Source organism: Ilumatobacter sp. (genome assembly GCF_041688325.1).
Classification (GTDB): Bacteria; Actinomycetota; Acidimicrobiia; order Acidimicrobiales; family Ilumatobacteraceae; genus Ilumatobacter_A.
Window position 1 is genome coordinate 16,381 of sequence record NZ_JBDNIJ010000073.1, and the last position, 18,786, is coordinate 35,166.

The 18,786-nt window shown below is 61.3% G+C and carries 15 protein-coding genes and 1 pseudogene; 14 read left to right on the top strand and 2 right to left on the bottom strand.

The window, feature by feature from the left end:
- The first annotated feature begins 13 nt into the window (after positions 1 to 13).
- Both ACH2EI_RS05245 and ftsZ read left to right on the top strand, forming a co-directional pair.
- Complete coding sequence (locus ACH2EI_RS05245; protein ID WP_395151833.1) at positions 14 to 1,477, top strand: cell division protein FtsQ/DivIB; 1,464 nt, start codon at positions 14 to 16, stop codon at positions 1,475 to 1,477.
- A 154-nt stretch (positions 1,478 to 1,631) separates the two neighbouring features.
- On the top strand, positions 1,632 to 2,741 hold the full coding sequence (ftsZ, locus tag ACH2EI_RS05250; protein ID WP_395159345.1) for a cell division protein FtsZ: 1,110 nt from the start codon (positions 1,632 to 1,634) through the stop codon (positions 2,739 to 2,741).
- Here ftsZ and ACH2EI_RS05255 read toward each other — a convergent pair.
- Positions 2,727 to 2,870, bottom strand: a complete 144-nt coding sequence (locus ACH2EI_RS05255) for a hypothetical protein (protein WP_395159347.1) — start codon at positions 2,868 to 2,870, stop codon at positions 2,727 to 2,729. The two genes, ftsZ and ACH2EI_RS05255, sit on opposite strands and share 15 nt — an antisense overlap.
- 14 nt (positions 2,871 to 2,884) lie before the next feature.
- Between ACH2EI_RS05255 and ACH2EI_RS05260 the strand changes: the two genes are divergently transcribed.
- The 7 genes and pseudogenes from ACH2EI_RS05260 (at position 2,885) to ACH2EI_RS05290 (ending at position 10,945) form a co-directional block, all read left to right on the top strand.
- Positions 2,885 to 3,550, top strand: a complete 666-nt coding sequence (locus ACH2EI_RS05260) for a YggS family pyridoxal phosphate-dependent enzyme (protein WP_395154150.1) — start codon at positions 2,885 to 2,887, stop codon at positions 3,548 to 3,550.
- 75 nt (positions 3,551 to 3,625) lie between these two features.
- A complete protein-coding gene (locus tag ACH2EI_RS05265; protein WP_395159349.1) occupies positions 3,626 to 4,210 on the top strand; it encodes a cell division protein SepF in 585 nt (194 codons plus the stop codon).
- Between the two features lie 44 nt (positions 4,211 to 4,254).
- The gene (locus tag ACH2EI_RS05270) at positions 4,255 to 5,172 is read left to right on the top strand and encodes a DivIVA domain-containing protein (RefSeq protein ID WP_395154148.1); all 918 of its coding nucleotides are present in this window, start codon (positions 4,255 to 4,257) and stop codon (positions 5,170 to 5,172) included.
- Between the two features lie 61 nt (positions 5,173 to 5,233).
- A pseudogene (gene ileS, locus ACH2EI_RS05275) lies at positions 5,234 to 8,398 on the top strand (isoleucine--tRNA ligase).
- A gap of 91 nt (positions 8,399 to 8,489) precedes the next feature.
- A complete protein-coding gene (locus tag ACH2EI_RS05280; protein WP_395159351.1) occupies positions 8,490 to 9,428 on the top strand; it encodes a histone H1-like repetitive region-containing protein in 939 nt (312 codons plus the stop codon).
- Positions 9,429 to 9,449: 21 nt separating this feature from the next.
- Entirely contained in the window at positions 9,450 to 10,031 is a 582-nt protein-coding gene (gene lspA, locus ACH2EI_RS05285; protein WP_395152440.1) for a signal peptidase II, read from the top strand.
- Positions 10,028 to 10,945, top strand: a complete 918-nt coding sequence (locus ACH2EI_RS05290; RefSeq protein WP_395152439.1) for an RluA family pseudouridine synthase — start codon at positions 10,028 to 10,030, stop codon at positions 10,943 to 10,945. Before lspA ends, ACH2EI_RS05290 begins: the two co-directional genes overlap by 4 nt.
- 165 nt (positions 10,946 to 11,110) lie before the next feature.
- Here the strand turns inward: ACH2EI_RS05290 and ACH2EI_RS05295 are convergent, their stop codons facing one another.
- A complete protein-coding gene (locus ACH2EI_RS05295) occupies positions 11,111 to 11,560 on the bottom strand; it encodes an RrF2 family transcriptional regulator (protein WP_395152438.1) in 450 nt (149 codons plus the stop codon).
- A gap of 134 nt (positions 11,561 to 11,694) precedes the next feature.
- Between ACH2EI_RS05295 and ACH2EI_RS05300 the strand changes: the two genes are divergently transcribed.
- The 5 genes from ACH2EI_RS05300 (at position 11,695) to ACH2EI_RS05320 (ending at position 18,760) form a co-directional block, all read left to right on the top strand.
- A complete protein-coding gene (locus ACH2EI_RS05300) occupies positions 11,695 to 12,816 on the top strand; it encodes an alkaline phosphatase family protein (protein WP_395159353.1) in 1,122 nt (373 codons plus the stop codon).
- A 37-nt stretch (positions 12,817 to 12,853) separates the two neighbouring features.
- Positions 12,854 to 13,468 (top strand): proteasome activator, encoded by a 615-nt coding sequence (locus tag ACH2EI_RS05305; RefSeq protein WP_395151815.1) that lies wholly within the window; start codon positions 12,854 to 12,856, stop codon positions 13,466 to 13,468.
- Between the two features lie 221 nt (positions 13,469 to 13,689).
- Positions 13,690 to 17,286 (top strand): DNA polymerase III subunit alpha, encoded by a 3,597-nt coding sequence (gene dnaE, locus ACH2EI_RS05310; RefSeq protein WP_395151813.1) that lies wholly within the window; start codon positions 13,690 to 13,692, stop codon positions 17,284 to 17,286.
- 150 nt (positions 17,287 to 17,436) lie between these two features.
- The gene (locus tag ACH2EI_RS05315) at positions 17,437 to 18,093 is read left to right on the top strand and encodes a hypothetical protein (RefSeq protein WP_395151811.1); all 657 of its coding nucleotides are present in this window, start codon (positions 17,437 to 17,439) and stop codon (positions 18,091 to 18,093) included.
- Between the two features lie 22 nt (positions 18,094 to 18,115).
- A complete protein-coding gene (locus ACH2EI_RS05320) occupies positions 18,116 to 18,760 on the top strand; it encodes a nitroreductase family protein (RefSeq protein ID WP_395151809.1) in 645 nt (214 codons plus the stop codon).
- Positions 18,761 to 18,786 lie beyond the last annotated feature (26 nt).

Genomic DNA, 18,786 nt, shown 5'->3' on the forward strand with positions numbered 1-18,786 from the left:
GCACCCGCACCTGATGTTGAGACGGAAGAAACATGCCGGCGAGCCACAGCGGGCCCGCGGTCGCGTCAGGCCCGATGATTCGGTGCTCGACGAACTCTCGCGAGCATTCGACGTCGATTCAGACGATGATAACGCCGAACTGATTGACGACGATGACACGGCCGGGTCGGATGCGGCGCAGTCATCTCCGGTGACCCCGGCCTCGGAGGTACTCCGGGCCCTGTCTGACTCGCCCAGTCGCGACATCAGCAACGATGTCACTACCTCCGCTGAGGTCGATCCGCTCGACGCAGCAATCGAATTGTCGATCGTTACCTCGGAAGGCCCGCTGCCCTTGGCTGATGCGGGACCGACGAGGCCGCCACCAGAGCGTCGAACGATCAAGATTGGCGACGGCTTCGATGGCACAGAGCTCGACTCCTTGTCGGTCCACGAAGCTCGCGGTCGCCCGGTCAACCTCGATCCCGACCCGTTGAGCTCATCAATGTCGGCACCGACTCCGGCAAGAGCATCGGGAACTCACTCCGGATCGGCCACTGCCGCTCGCTCAACCATCGCGATCGGTGGGGCCGATTTCCTCCCCGACGCCGTCTATCTCGACGGTGGCGACCTCGGCAACGCATCCGAAGGGACTGTCTTCATCGACGACGACGGCATCGGCGACGCAATCGCACCCAAGGACGCCACCATGCCGGGAATAGAACAGCGTCTCAGACAGCGTCGGATCACCGTCCATCGTGCGATGGGGTTGCGTCGGCTGAAGTGGGTTGTCGCTGGAATTGTCGCAGCGCTCGTCGCGCTCGCCGCGTTGACAGTTCTCGGATCAGGCCTGTTTGCTATCGACGACGTGTCGGTTGGCGGCAACGTCTACACCGACAAGAATCGCCTCGATGCAGTGATCGACGAGCTCAAAGGTACACCCGTCCTCCTTGCCGACACCGAGGCCGCCGAACGCGCGCTCGAGGCCATCCCCTGGGTGGAAACTGCCCGAGTCAGGGCGAAATGGCCGAGCTCTGCCACGATTGAGATCCGTGAACGTACGCCGGTGGCCACGATGCGCGGCGCCGACGGTCGATTCCGAGTACTCGACGATGAAGGCCGTGTGCTTGACGTGATCGAGGGCCAACCGGTGGCGTTTATTTTGCTCGGTACACCGAATACTCGCGACCTTGCAGCCGGCGAGTTCGCGCCGATCGGACCGGCGTCTGCAGCCTCACTCGTCACCAAGCTCACACCGACGATTCGGCCCCGGGTCCAGGCAATCGACGTGACCGACGACGGCGCCGATCTGGTCATCTTCCTCGCGCCGGACGAGGAGGCCCTCCAGACCACGCCCATTCGGGTACGATTCGGCTCGGCCCTCGGCGACAGCGATCAGATCGAAAAGCTCGTTCGGCTCGAAAGTCAACTCGACGACCTGCCGGCTGGGGTGGTGACGGAGATCAATGTGGCGACCAACGAGGTCACCGTACTGTGACCGTCCCCGCTCGAACAGCGAGAATCTGGCAGAATAAATCCCGACGACGCCTGGGCACTCGATCAGCACGGTCAGTACCGAGCCGGACACATGGAAATGACACAATGATGAACGACATGATTCTCCTGACGAAGCAACTTAAAGGGATCCGCTGATGGCTGGTGCTCCACAGAACTATCTCGCCGTGATCAAGGTGATCGGTGTCGGTGGCGGCGGTGTTAATGCTGTCAACCGCATGATCGATGCCGGGCTGAAGGGCGTTGAGTTCATCGCCGTCAACACCGACGCTCAGGCGCTCTTGATGAGTGACGCTGATGTCAAGCTTGACATCGGTCGGGATCTGACTCGTGGGCTCGGAGCCGGCAGCGACCCCGAAGTGGGCCGCGAGGCCGCTGAAGCGCACAAGGAAGAAATCCAAGAAATGGTGAAGGGCGCCGACATAGTGTTCATCACCGCCGGCGAAGGTGGCGGCACGGGTACGGGTGCAGCACCCGTCATTGCCGAGCTTGCCCGCGAAGCAGGTGCACTCACCATTGGTGTCGTCACCCGTCCGTTCTCGTTTGAGGGGCGCAAGCGTGCGGTGCAAGCTGACAACGGTGTGGGTCGCCTGAAAGAGAAGGTTGACACGCTGATCGTTATCCCGAACGATCGCCTGCTCACCGTTGCCAACGACAAGACCAGCGTGCTCAACGCATTCAAAATGGCCGACGAAGTGCTTCTGCAGGGTGTGTCGGGGATCACCAGCCTGATCACGACGCCAGGCTTGATCAACACTGACTTTGCGGACGTCAAGATGATCCTGTCCAACGCCGGGTCCGCCCTCATGGGCATCGGCACGGCCAGCGGTGACGAGCGTGCCGTATCGGCAGCCAAGGCTGCGATTTCGAGCCCGCTGCTGGAATCCGCAATCGATGGCGCACGTGGAGTGTTGCTCAACATCACTGGCCCGTCGAGCATGGGTCTGTTCGAGATGAATGCGGCCGCCGAGATCATCCACGGCGTTGCGCACCAAGACGCCAACATCATCTTCGGTACGGTTATCGACGACGAGATGGGCGATGAAGTTCGCGTCACCGTTATTGCTGCGGGCTTTGATCGTGTCGAGAATTTCTCGTCGGGTTCGGTGGCCACGCCGTCGAACAGCGCGAGCGGCGATCTCGGGTTGCGCGCCTCGCCGACTCGAATCACCGAACTCTTTGCTGAGAGCACAGCGGATGATCCGCTCGACGACGACGACTTCGACGTCCCCTCATTCCTGAAGTAGCCCGTAGCCGCCATGGCGGTTGATCTGCTTGATCGCGTCGAAGGTTTGTTCCGGCTTCCCGCCCATTGCGGCCACCGTGATTGGTGGCTGCACAGCCTGCACGCAGTGGTGGCCTGGGTCGAATCCCATGACAGAGTGACGTCGTGAGTTCCTTCACCGCCGCTGACGTCGAGAACCGCCTCGCAGGAGTGCGTGCGCGAATCGACGCAGTCGAGCGGACATGGAGGCACTCCGTCGAGGTGATGGCGGTGACCAAAGGGTTCTCCGATGCAGCAGTCACCGCGGCTGCGGGAGCAGGTTGCCGCTCGATCGGCGAGAACTATGCCCAAGATCTGCTGTCCAAGCAAGATGTCATCGAAGCCACCGGTGTCGACGTGCACTTCATCGGTCGCTTACAGTCCAACAAAGTTCGTCAGCTTGCCCACCTCGTCACGGTGTGGGCCACGATCGATCGAGCATCGCTCATCGACGAGGTGGCTCAGCGAATTCCGGGCGGAAAGATCCTGCTGCAGGTGAATGCAGCGGGGGAGGAGCGCAAAGGTGGATGTCTGCCAGCCGACGTGCCGATACTGCTCGAGCATGCCCGTGCAAAAGGCCTCGACGTTCGAGGGTTGATGACCGTCGGGCCGACCGGAGGCTCGCCGGAGGAAACTCGCTCGACATTCCTGACGGTTCGTGGGCTCGTCGATGTCCACGGCCTGGAAGTGTGTTCGATGGGGATGTCGGGCGACCTCGACATTGCGATCGAATGCGGTTCGACCGAGATCCGAGTCGGGAGCGCACTCTTTGGAGAGCGCCCTGCGCGATGATCTCGAAATCCATCTCACGGTGTCCGCGTTTCAACGGGGTGTGTGAGCTACAGTCCCAGCGAGCAGGAGGATTGCATGCCCATCTGGAAACGGACCATGGACTACCTGGGTCTCGGTCCCGACGACACATACGACGATTACGACGATTACGACGAGCCGGAGGCGCCGCCGCGACAACGCGGTGCGCGTGAACCCGACCCACGTGGTCAGCGCCAGCGCGGCTCGGACGCCGAGCCGTTCGTCGATGCTGCGGCGTCACGCCCGAGCTTCCCATCACGTGATTTTGACGCATCAGCAGCGGCTCGTCGCCCGCGTGTCGAGAGAGCCGCTTCTCGCGATCATTCTGGCGTTCAGATCCGCCCGAATAGCCAACCGCAACCGCCCCAGCAGCCAGCGCTGCGCAGTGTTCCTGGAGGGTCCATGGAACCACATACGGTCCGCCCGCGTCGTTTTGACCAAGCTCAAGAAGTCGCCGACAAGTTTAAAGATGGCCAACCGGTCATCATGAACCTCGAGGGGACGGATCGTGGCGTCGCTCGCCGCCTGATCGACTTCGCCAGTGGCATCTGTTACGCCATGGACGGATCGATGGAAAAGGTGGCCACGGGCGTCTACTTACTTAAGCCGCCCCAGCAGCGGTACGACGAATACGACGATTGAGTGCTGTCGCCCTCATGGGGCGCAGCGTCTGAGGAGGACGTTTCATGGACATGAATCCGCAACGCGTCAGAACCGCACAGTTCACAACTGTCAAACGCGGGCTTGACCCCGACCAGGTGCAGGCATTCCTTGCCGCAGTCGCTGACGAACTCGAACGGGCGCAAAACCAGTCGACCGCGATGGAAGCGAGGGCGCGTGCCGCCGTGGCCCGCTTGCAAGAGATCTCCAGCGATGCTGCGTCGCAGTCCGATGCCAGTGCCGAGATTGCACGGCCGACAATCAGTGAAGGATCTACCGCGACTTCCGCCGCGACTTCCGCGGCTGAGCCATCGATCGACGTCACTGTTGACCAGTCCGAGATGATCAGCCGCACCTTGCTGCTCGCGCAGCGCACTGCTGACACTGCTGTTGCCGAGGCACGCGTTGAAGCACAGCGCCTCCGTGACGAAGCCGAAGCCGAAGTTGCCGGCGCTGTTGAGTCCAGTCGTGCCGAGGCGCAGGAGTTGCTGGCTGGGGCTCGCGCTGAAGCTCGTAAGGCTGGCGAACACGAAAAGAGTGAACTTGCTGGCGAGGTCAACTCGCTGATGGCGCGTCGTGACTTCCTTGAGTCCGACGTCGATCACATGGAACAGTTCCTGGTGGCTCAGCGCAGCCGCCTACGCGACGCTGCGAATGAGATCATGGACCTCACCGAGCGAGTTCCCAGTGGCCTCGGCGAGTCACGCCGTCCGCTGCTCTCGGCGGCGACCGAGGGCATCCTCGAAGCAGGGGCGGGAGCCGCTGACGACGACTCGGCCGCAGCAATGGCTTCCGAGCAGCAGGTGAGCGCGACCGACGATCCAACGATGGCGCTCGGCAACCAGGGCGACGCAGGCTCCGGCCCGATCATGAAGTTTGGCTTCGACAACGGCTTCGACAACGACCGCGACAACGACCGCGACGACGACCACGAGAACGACTGAGCCTTCCGGCGGCCCCGAAACAGGCAGCGGCCAGGGCGGAGCGGGTCGATAGAGTCTCGGGGTGTCCTACCCAGAAGTCGACCCCCAACCGAACTTCCCGCAGCTTGAGGAAAAGATTCTTCAAGGCTGGGAGGTCGACAACACGTTTCAGGCGTCAATTGATCAGCGTGATGCTGGAACGAACGGCGACAACGAGTTCGTCTTCTACGACGGCCCGCCCTTCGCGAACGGTACGCCGCACTACGGCCACCTCCTGACGGGATACGTCAAGGACGCCATCCCGCGCTACCAGACGATGCGCGGTCAGCGTGTCGAGCGACGCTTCGGCTGGGACTGTCACGGACTGCCCGCTGAGGTCAAGGCCGAACAAGAACTCGGTATCTCCGGTCACCCCGAAATCGCAGCGTTCGGCATCGACAAGTTCAACGAGGCGTGCCGCTCGAGTGTCCTGCAGTACACCGATCAGTGGCGCAGTTACGTCGGTCGCCAGGCCCGCTGGGTTGACTTCGAGAACGACTACAAGACTCTCGACCTCTCGTACATGGAGAGCGTCATGTGGGCGTTCAAGACGCTCCACGACAAGGGCTTGATCTACGAGGGCTTCCGAGTGCTGGCCTACTGCTGGCGATGCGAGACACCGCTGTCCAACACCGAAACGCGCATGGACGACACGTACAAGGACCGCCAGGACCCCTCTGTCACTGTTGCCTTCACGCTCGATAGCGGCGAGAAATTGGTCGCTTGGACCACCACACCGTGGACGCTGCCGTCGAACCTGGCGCTTGCCGTCGGCCCCGACATTGACTACGCGGTGCTCGAACAAGACGGCCAGCGATACATCATCGCCGACGCACTGGTCGCCAACCACGAGGCCGAATTTGGTGCAGCCGAGCGCGTCGACACGCTCAAGGGCAGCGACCTCATCGGCCGCCGCTACACACCAATCTTCGACTACTTCACCGATACCGAAGTGCACGGCACGCAGAACGCCTGGCAGGTGCTGGGGGCCGACTTCGTCTCGACCGAAGATGGTACCGGCATCGTGCACATGGCGCCGGGCTTCGGCGAGGACGACCAGATTGCCTGCATCGAGGCAGGCATCCCCACGCTGTGTCCAATGGATGAGCACGGCTGCTACACGGCCGAGATCACCGACCATGTAGGCACGCATGTGTTCGACGCCAACAAGCAGATCATCGTTGACCTGAAGGCTCGCGGGTCGCTCGCCGACGGCGGTGTCCTTGTGCGCCACGCCACATACGACCACTCGTACCCGCACTGCTGGCGCTGTGCAGAGCCGCTCGTTTACCGCGCCATCTCGTCGTGGTTCGTTGAGGTCACTGCAGTCCGTGACCGCATGGTCGAACTGAACCAGGACATCACCTGGCAGCCGGCCCACATTAAGGAAGGCAGCTTCGGCAAGTGGATCGAGAACGCTCGTGACTGGGCGATCAGCCGTAACCGATTCTGGGGTTCGCCGATCCCGGTGTGGAAGTCCGACAACCCAGATTTCCCACGACTCGACGTGTACGGGTCGCTGGCTCAACTGGAAGCTGACTTTGCTGATTGTCTTGAGGGAGGGGCCGTGACCGACCTCCACCGACCACAGGTCGACGACCTCGTGCGCCCAAATCCCGACGACCCGTCGGGCAAATCGATGATGCGCCGGGTGCCTGAGGTGCTCGACTGCTGGTTTGAGTCGGGGTCGATGCCGTTTGCTCAGGTGCACTACCCCTTTGAGAACCAGGATTGGTTCGAGAACCACTATCCAGGTGACTTCATCGTTGAGTACATCGGCCAGACTCGCGGCTGGTTCTACACACTGCACGTGCTGGCAACGGCTCTGTTCGACCGGCCCGCATTCTCGAACTGTGTCAGTCACGGGATCGTGCTCGGTGACGACGGCGCGAAGATGTCGAAGTCACTGAACAACTATCCCGACCCCATGGAGATGTTTGATACGCACGGCGCCGACGCCATGCGCTGGCACTTGCTCAGCTCGGCAATCCTGCGCGGTGGCGATGGCATGGTCACGGAGAACGGGATGCGCGAAACGGTGCGTCACGTGCTCCTGCCGCTCTGGAACTCCTGGTACTTCCTGACCCTGTACGCCAACGCCGCCGACTACCAGGGCCACATCAGGACCGACTCGACCAACGTGCTCGACCAGTATGTGTTGGCCAAGACGCGCGACCTGGTTGTCGACACCACGGCGTCGCTCGATGCCTACGACCTGTTCGCTGCGTGTCAGCACGTGCGGGACTATCTCGACGTCCTGACCAATTGGTATATCCGCCGCAGCCGGAGCCGCTTTTGGGAGGGCGACCACGACGCAATCGACACGATGCACACGGTGTTGTCGATCCTCGTCCGTGTGACGGCCCCAATGCTGCCATTCATCTCGGAGGCCATCCACGCTGGCATGAGCGACGGATCAGGCGACGCAGCCCGCTCGGTTCACCTGCACGACTGGCCGTCTGCCGACGAACTCCCGGCCAATGACGAGTTGGTTGCCTCGATGGACCTCGTACGCGACGTCTGCTCGTCAACGCTTTCGGTTCGCAAGGCAAACAAGCGTCGCGTTCGTCTTCCGCTTAATTCTTTGACCGTGGCGACTCCTGATGCTGCCCGACTCGCCGACTTCACCGCACTCATCTCCGACGAGGTGAACGTGCGCAACGTCGTGTTGACCGACGACGTCGCATCCGTTGCTACCGAGCAGTAGCAGCTTGTCCCCAAGGCGCTCGGACCGCGACTCGGCAAAAACGTCCAAAATGTCATCAGGGCTCATAAATCGGGTGACTGGTCGAGCACGGACGGGCCAGAGGGTCTGCTCGTAGTGGTCGGTGGCGTTGAGTTGATGGAGGGGGAGTACACCCTCGCCCTTGTCGCAAGTGACGATCTCGGTGAAGGGCAGGCGAGCACTGGCTTGAGTAAGTCGGCCGGAGTGATCGCCCTCGACATCGAGGTGACCGACGAACTCGAAATTGAAGGCCGGGCCCGTGACCTCGTGCGCCTGGTGCAGCAGGCTCGCCGCGACGCAGACCTCAAGGTGTCGGACAGGATCGACCTCACAATCGTCGCACCGCAGATGTGGCTCGACGCCGTATCACAACACGAAACACTGATCAGCCGTGAGACGCTTGCTACATCGGTGACCACACACCTGAGCGTCGACGAAAAGAGTGACCCCTCGATCACGGTGACGCGCGCAACTGAACGCTGAGAGTTAGTGATCTCGCGACGTCGTGATGATCGTCGCAATCGCACGCCTGATCAGGTATATTCGGCGCTCAATAACGCCACAAGGAGCGCTCATGGCCGCACCGAAATCGTCGAAATCCGCCAAGAAGTCTGTTGCCACCAAGTCGGCAGCGAAAAAGGCAGTGGAAAAGCCCACTGCCGCAAAGACGGCTGCCAAAAAGGCAGTGGCGAAGAAGACGGTCGTCAAGAAGGCGGTCGTCAAAAAAGCAGTGGCGAAGAAGGCGGTCGTCAAGAAGGCGGTCGTCAAAAAGGCGGTCGTCAAAAAGGCGGTCGTGAAGGAGACAGTGGCGAAGAAGACAGTGGCCAAGAAGACAGTGGCCAAGGAGACAGTGGCGAAGAAGACAGTGGCGAAGAAGACAGTGGCGAAGCAGGCAGCAGTGGAGAAGACCGCAGTGAAGAAGGCAGCAGTGAAGAAAACCGCATCGAAGAAGTCGGCGGCAAAGAAGATTGTCGACCCCGCGAACCCGAGGCCAATCCAGGTTGTGCCCCCGAAGCTCGCTCCGAGGATCAAAGAGAAGAAGGCGTCGTTCTCGTCGCTGCTCTCGAACGATGTCCCTGATGTCGTTGAGGTACCGAAGCCGCGTGGCACAAGCAAAGACGGCATTGCGTACACGAAGGATTTCGATGTCAAGTTCCTCAAAACGCAGAAGGGCGAGCTACTTGCCCGGCGTGCTGGCGAGCTGACTCGGGCGACCCGCCTCGAAGAAGAAGCGATCTCGCTGATCGAAGACGGCGAAATGGGCGATGTCCAGTTCGACGACGAAGGTGGCGAAGGCGACACGATGGTCGTCCAGCGCGATCTCGATCGTCTGCTGTCAGGGCAGGCTCGCCAGACCATCGGCGACATCGACGAGGCGTTGGCCCGTATCGAAGTTGGCACCTACGGCTACTCGGTCGTGTCAGGCAAGCCGATCCCACGTGAGCGGCTTGAGGCGATCCCCGAAACCACCGTGCTCGCGGTCGAGAAGGTCAGCGGCGCTGGCTTCCGCTAGGTCCGGCTGCTGAACTCTTCCATGTCCAATGCCCGTGCCGCCGTGTGGCGGGCTCCGGTGCTGCTGGCGCTTTGTGTTGTCGTTTTCGACCAGCTCGCCAAGCACTGGGCCGTCACCGGTCTCGGTCCGGATCGCGTCATCGACGTCGTCTGGACACTCCGCTGGAACCTTGCCTTCAACAGTGGCATGGCCTTCAGTCGCGGGCAGGGCTTCGGCCCGCTCATTGCTGTCGTGGCCACGGTGGTCATTGTCTGGCTGCTCGTCACGTTGCGTACCGAGTCGAGCAGGTTGTCGACCTTTGGAATGGGTCTCCTCATCGGTGGTGCAGCCGGCAACCTGGTTGACCGAGCCTTTCGGGGCGAAGCCTGGCTGCGTGGTGCCGTCGTCGACTTCATCGACTTCCAATGGTTCCCGATTTTCAATATCGCTGACACCTGCATCAATGTCGGCGCCGGCGTACTGATCTTGAATAGCGTGCTCAGTGCGCGTCGAGCGAACCGGCTCGGAGCGGCTGAGTTCGAAGAAGCCCGTACCGGCGCAGCAGCCGCTGACGCCAGTAATGCCATCGAATCCGTCACTGTCGAGGAGATCCCCGAACCATGATCAATGAGGACGTCCCCGCAGCGCTTGACGGCCAACGTCTCGACCGAATTGTTGCGCTCCTTGGCGACATCAGTCGATCCGATGCCGCTGCTGCAATCGCCAATGGTGGCGTTTCCGTCGACGGCCAGCCAGCCTCGAGCGGCAAGATCCGCCTTGTCGAAGGTCAGTCCGTCGGCCTTGATCCGACGTCGTTCCCACGGATTCAGCTGCCGCAGCCTGACCCCGATGTCGAGTTCTCAGTCATCTACGAAGATGAGAGCATCATCGTTGTCGACAAGCCGGCCGGTCTTGTCGTGCATCCCGGTGCCGGCAACATGGACGGCACGCTCGCCAACGGTCTGCTTGCTCGCTTCCCTGAAATCGTCGACGTGGGTGAGTCGAACCGACCAGGAATCGTGCATCGCCTTGACTCTGGTAGCTCGGGCTTGCTGGTTGTGGCCCGTACGCAGCACGCTGCTGACTTCCTCATCGCACAGTTCGCCGATCACTCATGCACGCGTCGCTACGAAGCGCTCGTGTGGGGTGTTCCCGACGCACCGCACGGGATCATCGATGCGCCGTTAGGCCGCAATCGTTCTGACCCATTGAAGATGGCGGTCGTGGCGCATGGCAAGTACGCGCGAACCGACTATCGGGTGATCGGCACCTACCGCGAGCCCGCGGTTGTCTCTCGTGTCGACTGTCGCCTGGAAACCGGTCGCACACACCAGATTCGTGTGCACCTGTCGTCGATCAACCATCCGCTCGTCGGCGATCCGACCTACGGTCAGCGCCGACCGAACCTCGGTGTACAGCGCCCGTTTCTACATGCCGCAGAACTGGCCTTCAACCACCCGGCCACTGGCGAACGCGTGACGTTCTTCAGCCCGCTTGCACCAGACTTGCAAGCCTGGCTCGACGCCGCCTCCACGTAACGCTGAGAGGCACGCTGGAACGCCGATTTCCTACGTTGCGGGAACTCCTCATTGAGCAAGCTCAACTACGTCGTCTCGCGCCTTGCACTCGACGCTCCATCGCACCTCTCAGGATGCTGAGATGAAGAGTTGTCGAAATCATTGCCGAGTAGCTCGGCCCGACCATCAGTGTTCGTGGAGGACTGGCCAGGGGGATTCTCCGTTGGCGATGCTGGTGATACTGGCGAGCGAGTAGCCATTGAGGTGCTCGCGCATGTGGGCGCCCGCCTGGTTCCAGATCTCCAGGAGCACGCACTGGCCTTCGTGGTCACATGATCCGTCCTGGTGGGGCGCCCCGAAGTCGCCGACCGTGATCGGGCCGTCGACGGCCGAGATGATGTCACTGAGCATGATCGCCGCGGGCTCGCGGGCAAGCACGTAGCCGCCGCCGACGCCCCGCTTGGAGCGAACGATTCCAGCACCCTTCAGAGCGAGCAAGATCTGCTCAAGATAGGGCTGGGGGAGCGCGGTGCGTTCGGCGATGTCACGTACTGATGTGGGACCGCCCTCGTCGATGTGGAGAGCGAGACTCAGGAGTGCCCGGCAGGCATAGTCCCCTCTGGTTGAGATGCGCACAGCTTCACCATAACGATTTTGAGCGGTTTCTGAGCGATCCGGCAGAGAACGAGCGGCTCGCGCGAACGCTTCGGGAGAACAATCCTGACTTTGACCTTGTGGTTGGACCCTCGAACATGGTGGACTGGCCCGCAGTGACTTCCTCAGGCGTCGGGCCCATCATTCCGGACTATGCGGGGGCCAATGTGCGTGGGATCATTCCAGCGCTCCTCGGTCCGAGGGCCTGGTCAACGTCGACGCTGCCCGCGTGGATGCCGGCGCCGATCGCTGACTCCGAGCAATGCGTCATGCTTGTGCTCGACGGCCTTGGCTGGGACCAACTCAACGATCACCGAGCGATCATGCCCACGATCGACTCGCTCGTCGGTCGATCGATCCACACTGTCGCTCCGACGACGACCGCAACGGCGCTGACATCGATTACCACGGGGTTGACGCCGGGAGAACACGGGCTCATCGGCTACCGCATGATGCTCAATGGCGACGTCTTGAACGTCCTCCGGTGGAGTGTCGACGACAAGATTGTGCGCCGCCAGAAGCCGCCGATGGAAGTACAGCCGTTCGATCCCTTCATGGGCTACGAGGTGCCTGTTGTGTCGATGGCCGAACTCGAGAACTCGGCATTCAGCGAAGCGCACCTTCGAGGCTGTCAGCGAGCTGGCTGGCGGGCAGCGTCGTCGATTCCGGTGGCTGCTGCCGAGCTCGTCGAGGCCGGGGAACAGTTCGTGTACTGCTACTACGGTGGCATCGACAAGATTGCCCACGAACGTGGCTTTGGCCCGTACTACGAGGCCGAGTTACGCGCCGCAGACCGCCTGGTCGCCGATCTACTTGCGGCCCTGCCGAGTGGCACGTCGCTCCTCATCACTGCCGATCATGGTCAGGTTGACGTTGGCGACAACATCATCCGGCCATCAGATGCGATGTTGCGCGGCGTCACGATGCAGTCTGGCGAAGGACGATTTCGCTGGCTACACACCACCGCCGGTGCGCTGGTCGATGTCGCGCAGATTGCCGAGGCCGAAGTTGGCGCGGTTGCCTGGGTCGTTACACGCGAGCAGGTCATCGACGAAGGTTGGTTCGGCGCGACCGTCTCGCCACCCGTGAGAGCACGGCTCGGCGACGTCGCGCTAGTGGCCCGCGAGGCAGTGACGTTCCACGAAGATTCCGACTCCGGTAGCTATCAGCTGATCTGTCGTCACGGTTCTCTGACATCTGCTGAAGTGAACGTCCCGCTCCTCGCTGGCATCGCCTGACAACTGGGTGCTGCAGGATCCCGGTAGAAAGATCGCCATGTCTGACACGTCATCGACCACCGACGCAACATCTGCTGAGACCGAGGCCGAGGCCGAGCCAGAAAGCGAGGTCGAGCGTCCTGATGTCGTGCCGACGAGCGATGAGAAGCTGGCAGAGAGTGTTGAGGCTGGTGAACCGGCTGTACTTCGTGAGGCGGTCACGCAGCCTGCCAAGGTGATGCGCATCGGCTCGATGATCAAGCAGATGCTTGAAGAGGTCCGCATGACTTCCCTCGATGAGGCGTCACGCGAACGGCTCGCCGAGGTCTATGAACGTTCGATCATCGAGCTGTCCGAAGCAATGTCTGAGGATTTACAAGAGGAGCTGCGGTCGCTGGCGCTGCCGTTCGATCATGACGAAGTGCCGAGCGAAGCCGAACTCCGTGTTGCCAAGGCGCAACTTGTTGGCTGGCTCGAAGGTCTCTTCCACGGCATTCAGGCGAGCCTCATGGCGCAGCAAGCAGTTGCTCAACAGCAGCTTGCTCAGATGCGCCAGCTCCCCAACGGCCAAGTCGTCCAAGGTGGAGCGCAACATGCGCCGGGCCAGCCCGGCCCCGCCGCCCCTGCCGCCAACGGCGACGGCGACCGCGACCGCCCAGGCACCTACCTGTAGATGCCAGAGAGACCGCCGGCGAGGAACGAGGGGTGTGGGTGGCGCCGTGGGTCGAGGAGGGAACGTCGGCGAGGAACGAGCCGTCGCAGCCCGATCGATCGATGGTGACAGGCCCCGCGCTCCGGGTCGCGCAGCTATTGGAAAAGCAACGAAAATCACTGCTACGTTCAGAATCCCAACGTTGTAAGTACCTGACTCAGTAACTCGCTCAGAAAAGCCAGATGGCCGACTCCTTCACCCACCTCCACGTTCATACCGAGTTCTCGATGCTCGATGGCGCCGCACGCCTCGACGAGATGGTGGCAAAAGCAGTCGAAGACGGTCAGCCGGCGATTGGCATGACCGATCACGGCAACATGTATGGGACGCTCGACTTCTACAAAGAGTGCAACAAGCAGGGAATCAAGCCGATCATCGGAACTGAGGCCTACATGGCCCACGATCATCGATCGGAGCGCCCGACACGTCGTGGTCGCGTCGATGACTCGGGTGGCGAGACCGAAGGTGGCAGGAAGCTCTATTACCACTTGATCCTGCTGGCAGAGAACAACGAGGGTTACAAGAACCTCATCCAGTTGTCGTCGCTGGCGTTTATGGAGGGCTATTACTACAAGCCTCGCATGGACTGGGAGCTGCTGGAGAAGTACTCCAACGGCCTGATCGCGACGAGCGGCTGTCTTGGCGGCCACGTGTTGCAGTCGCTGCTCAACGGCGACGAGAAGGGCGCATTGGAGAAAGCGGGCCGGCTCCAAGACATCTTTGGTCGCGACAACTTCTTCATCGAGATCCAAGATCACGGCCTCCCCGAGCAGCACCAGACCAACCCGAAATTGCTCGAGATCGCCAAGAAGATCAAGGCGCCCCTCCTGGCGACGAACGACAGCCACTACACGCACCAAGAAGATCACGAGAGCCACGACGCGCTGCTCTGTGTGCAGACGGGTGCGCTGCTGTCTGACCCGAAGCGGTTCAAGTTCACTGGAACCGAGCACTACTTGAAGACGGCTGCCGAAATGCGCTACCTCTTCAAAGAGATCCCGACGGCGTGCGACAACAGTCTGTGGATCGCTGAGCGTGCGAACATCGAGATCGAGTTCGGAAAGCCGTTGCTCCCGGACTTCCCGCTGCCAGACGGCTTCGTGGACGACGAGGCGTACCTGCGGCACCTCACGATGGAGGGTGCCAAGAAGCGGTGGGGCCAGGACATCCCCGCCGACGCACTCGAGCGGCTGGCGTTCGAGCTCAAGGTCATCTGCGACATGGGGTTCGCGTCCTACTTCTTGATCACCTGGGACCTCATCAAGTACGCGCGTGACAACAACATTCGTGTCGGCCCAGGTCGTGGTTCTGCCGCCGGCTGCGCTGTGGCCTACTCGCTGTGGATCACCGACCTCGATCCAATCAAGTACGACCTCCTGTTCGAACGCTTCCTCAACCCGAGCCGTGTGTCGATGCCTGACATTGACATGGACTTCGAGACTCGATATCGGGAAGACATGATCAAGTACGCGGCTGAGCGCTACGGCCGCGACCACGTCGCCCAAATCATCACGTTCGGTTCGATCAAGGCGCGCAACGCCGCCAAGGACGCGGCCCGTGTGCTCGGCTATCCGTACGGCGTCGGCGACAAGATCGCCAAGGCGATGCCGCCGATGGTGATGGGCCGCGACACCCCACTCAAGTACTGCTTCGAAGACATCCCGAAGTACCACGACGGGTACAAGGCCGCGGCTGACCTGCGCGCGATGTACGACACTGACCCGGACGTGAAGAAAATCATCGACGTTGCGCGTGGCCTTGAGGGCTTGAAACGTTCCGACGGCATTCACGCCGCCGCTGTGGTGATCACGAAGAACCCCGTCACCGACTACGTGCCGATCCAGCGCAAACCGGCGGCGGGAATGGACCCCGCTGACGCTCCGGTCGTCACCCAGTATGAGATGCACGGGGTGGAAGACCTCGGGCTCCTCAAGATGGACTTTCTCGGGCTGCGCAACCTTGATGTGATCTCCGACGCCGAAGCAATGATTCGCGAGCGGGGCAACCCTGACCTGGTCGTCGAGCAGTTGCCGCTCGACGACAAGAAGACGTACGAGCTGCTCTCGCGGGGCGACACGATTGGCATCTTCCAGCTCGAATCTCCACCGATGCGTCAGCTCCTCAAGGCAATGGAGCCAACTGTCTTCGAAGACATCGCCGCCGTGCTGGCGCTGTATCGACCTGGCCCCATGTCGGTCAATATGCACTACGACTTTGCTGACCGTAAGAACGGCCGTCAGGAAGTGTCGTACTTCCACGAGGACGCCAAGGAGGTGCTCGGTGACACCTACGGCCTGATGATCTATCAGGAGAGCGTGATGCGTGTGGCGCAGAAGTTCGCCGGGTACTCACTCGCCGAAGCCGACAACCTCCGCAAAGCAATGGGCAAGAAGGTCCGCGAGGTCATGGCGGCAGCCCGCGACGGCTTTGAAGAAGGTGTGGTCCGGACCGGCTACGACCGGCAAATGGGTGTCGAACTCTTCGACATCATCGAGAAGTTTGCCGACTATGCCTTCAACAAGAGCCACACGTTCGGCTACGGCCTTATCACGTACCAGACGGCGTACCTGAAAGCGCATTACCCGGTCGAGTACATCGCATCGCTGCTGACCAGCGTCAAAAACAACCTCGAAAAGGCCGCCACGTACCTCGCCGACTGTCGATCGATGGGTATCAAGGTGCTCACGCCGGACGTCAATCGTTCGCTGATTAACTTCGGTGCGCTGTCGCCTGCCGAGGTGCCCGAGGGCATGTCGCTGAACGTTGGGAGCCCGGGCGCCATCACGTTCGGTCTGTCGGCTGTGCGTAACGTCGGAGAGGCGCTCGTCGAGGAGCTCCTTGCCGAGCGCGCGGAGAATGGCCAGTTTTGCGACTTCTACGACTTCGTCGAACGGGTCCCCGAATCGGTGCTGAACAAGCGCACGATCGAATCGCTGATCAAGGGCGGTGGGTTCGACTCGCTTGGTCATCCGCGACGCGGTCTCCTCAGCGTCTTCGAGCACATCATCGACACCACGGTGAAGCGCCGACGTGAGCGTGAGAAAGGCGTCATGTCGCTCTTCGGCGACTGGGACGACGACTCTGGCGAAGGTGGCACCGGGAGCGAGAGTGGCAGCGACGGTTTCAACGAACGCACGCCGATCCCCGAACTTGAGTTCGACAAGACCGAGAAGCTTCGTTTCGAGAAAGAGATGCTCGGTCTCTACGTGTCTGACCACCCGCTGTTTGGTGTCGAGAATGCACTCAAACGCAAGGTCGAGCACGCACTCATCGACCTGCCAAACATGGAAGACGGCACACCGGTCACCGTGGGTGGAGTGATCACGAACCTTGCCCGCAAGTTCACGAAGAAGGGTGACCAGATGGCCGTCTTTCTCCTTGAGGACCTCGACGCCTCGATCGAAGTGACGATCTTTCCACGAACGCTGGCAGAGCAAGGTCACAAGCTTGAAGATGACCTCATCGTGTCGGTCAAGGGCCGCCTCGACAAGCGTGACGAGTCACGCTTCGGTCTGATTGGTCAGACGATCAACGTGCTGCAGGGCCTCGCCGACGGACCCGCCGTGCCGCTCAGGCTGCGGCTGCCGGCAACAGCTCTCGACGAGCTCAAGATCCAGCGGTTGAAGCGGCTCCTCAAGGAACATCCCGGTGAGTCCATCGTCATGATCGACATCGGAATGGGCAAGGTCGTAAAGCTTGCCGACGAGTTCCGGGTTGATCTCGACCGGGTCGTTGGTGAACTTCGGATGGCATTCGGCCACGACGCCGTGCTGCTCTAAGCAAGGGTCGAAGAGGAGTCTGAGAGTGCCCGATGGGAACCATTCTCCCTGGTCAGGGCTGTTGTTGGGTCGGTCCACCCAGGTGAACCGAACTCGACGAACTGGCTCGTAATTGATTTGAATCGTGAAACCGGTGGCAGAATGGTGGAGATGGCACTTGAAGTTTCGACCAATGACGCGTCCGCACTGACCGACACCGACCTCGACGAATTGGCGTCGATGGAGGATGCGTTCAATGCGGGTGCCTTGTCCAAGGCAAAAGAAGACTGGGTGCTCATCACCACTGCACGCTTCGGTGATGCGCTGCACGGGTTCAACTTCGCCACGCTTGAGCGCATCGGTGGCACGCCGTGCGTGCTGTTTGGCTTGATGAGCGTCAAGCGCACGTCCAAGCGTGATCAGGTACTCCGAGGCCTGATGAGCGAGGCGTATCACCGTGCGCTGATGGCGTTCCCCGATGAAGACGTGGTCGTCGGCTGCCGCTTCGTCAATGCCGATTCGGTTGTTGCACTCAAGGACCTCGACGATCTCACACCCAGGCCTGGCAACGATGCCGTCGGCGAAGAGCGTGCATGGGGCCGTCGCCTCGCGAAGCGCTACGGCATCGACTCCAAATACGACGCCAAAACGTTCATCGCTAAGTCCGGTGCGCAAGATGGCTACATGGACTTCGAGTCGGCGAAGCCCGAGACGCTTGACCCCGAGGTCGTTGCAATGTTCGAAGACGTTCCGGTCGCCAAGGGCGGCGCGATGATCGTGTACGGATGGACTATGGCTGAAGACCTCGTCAAGCTCGGCAAGCGCTGAGCGAACATCTGAGCTTCGGTCGATGACCGAGTTTTCAGAAGTCGTTCGCAACCGGCGGATGACGCGGGCGTTCCGGCACGATCCCGTCGACCCTGCAATTATCGACGATCTCGTCGACCTTGCGTCGCGCTCGCCGAGTGCGGGTAAGACGCAGGGATGGCACCTCGTTGTGCTCGAAGGCGTTGCCACAGCTCGTTTCTGGGATCTGTCGTTGCCTGTCGAGAAACGTGCAGCATTCCGGTGGAAGCATCTGCTCGACGCTCCGGTCATCGCCCTCCCGCTCGCCGATGCGAGCGCCTATGTCGACCGTTACGCCGAGCCAGACAAGGCGCGGACCGGTTTGGGCGAAAATGAAGAGGCCTGGCCAGTCCCGTACTGGACGATCGATACGTCGATGTCGGTGATGACGTTGCTGCTTGGCGCGCAAGACGTTGGCCTCGGAGCGCTGTTCTTCGGCGTGTTCAATAACGAAGCAGCTATCCGAACCGAACTCGGTATCCCTGAGCATTTGGAGTTACTCGGCGCGCTCGCGCTGGGTTACCCGCTTACTGATCAAGGCGACGATGCCCAGCAGGGAGAGGGTGCAGGACGCAGTTCCAATCGCCCGCGTCGTTCACCCGATCAGATCATCCACCGGAACGGCTGGACACACCCGTCGTCGCACTGAGACCTGTCACGCTCGGGTCAGACCAA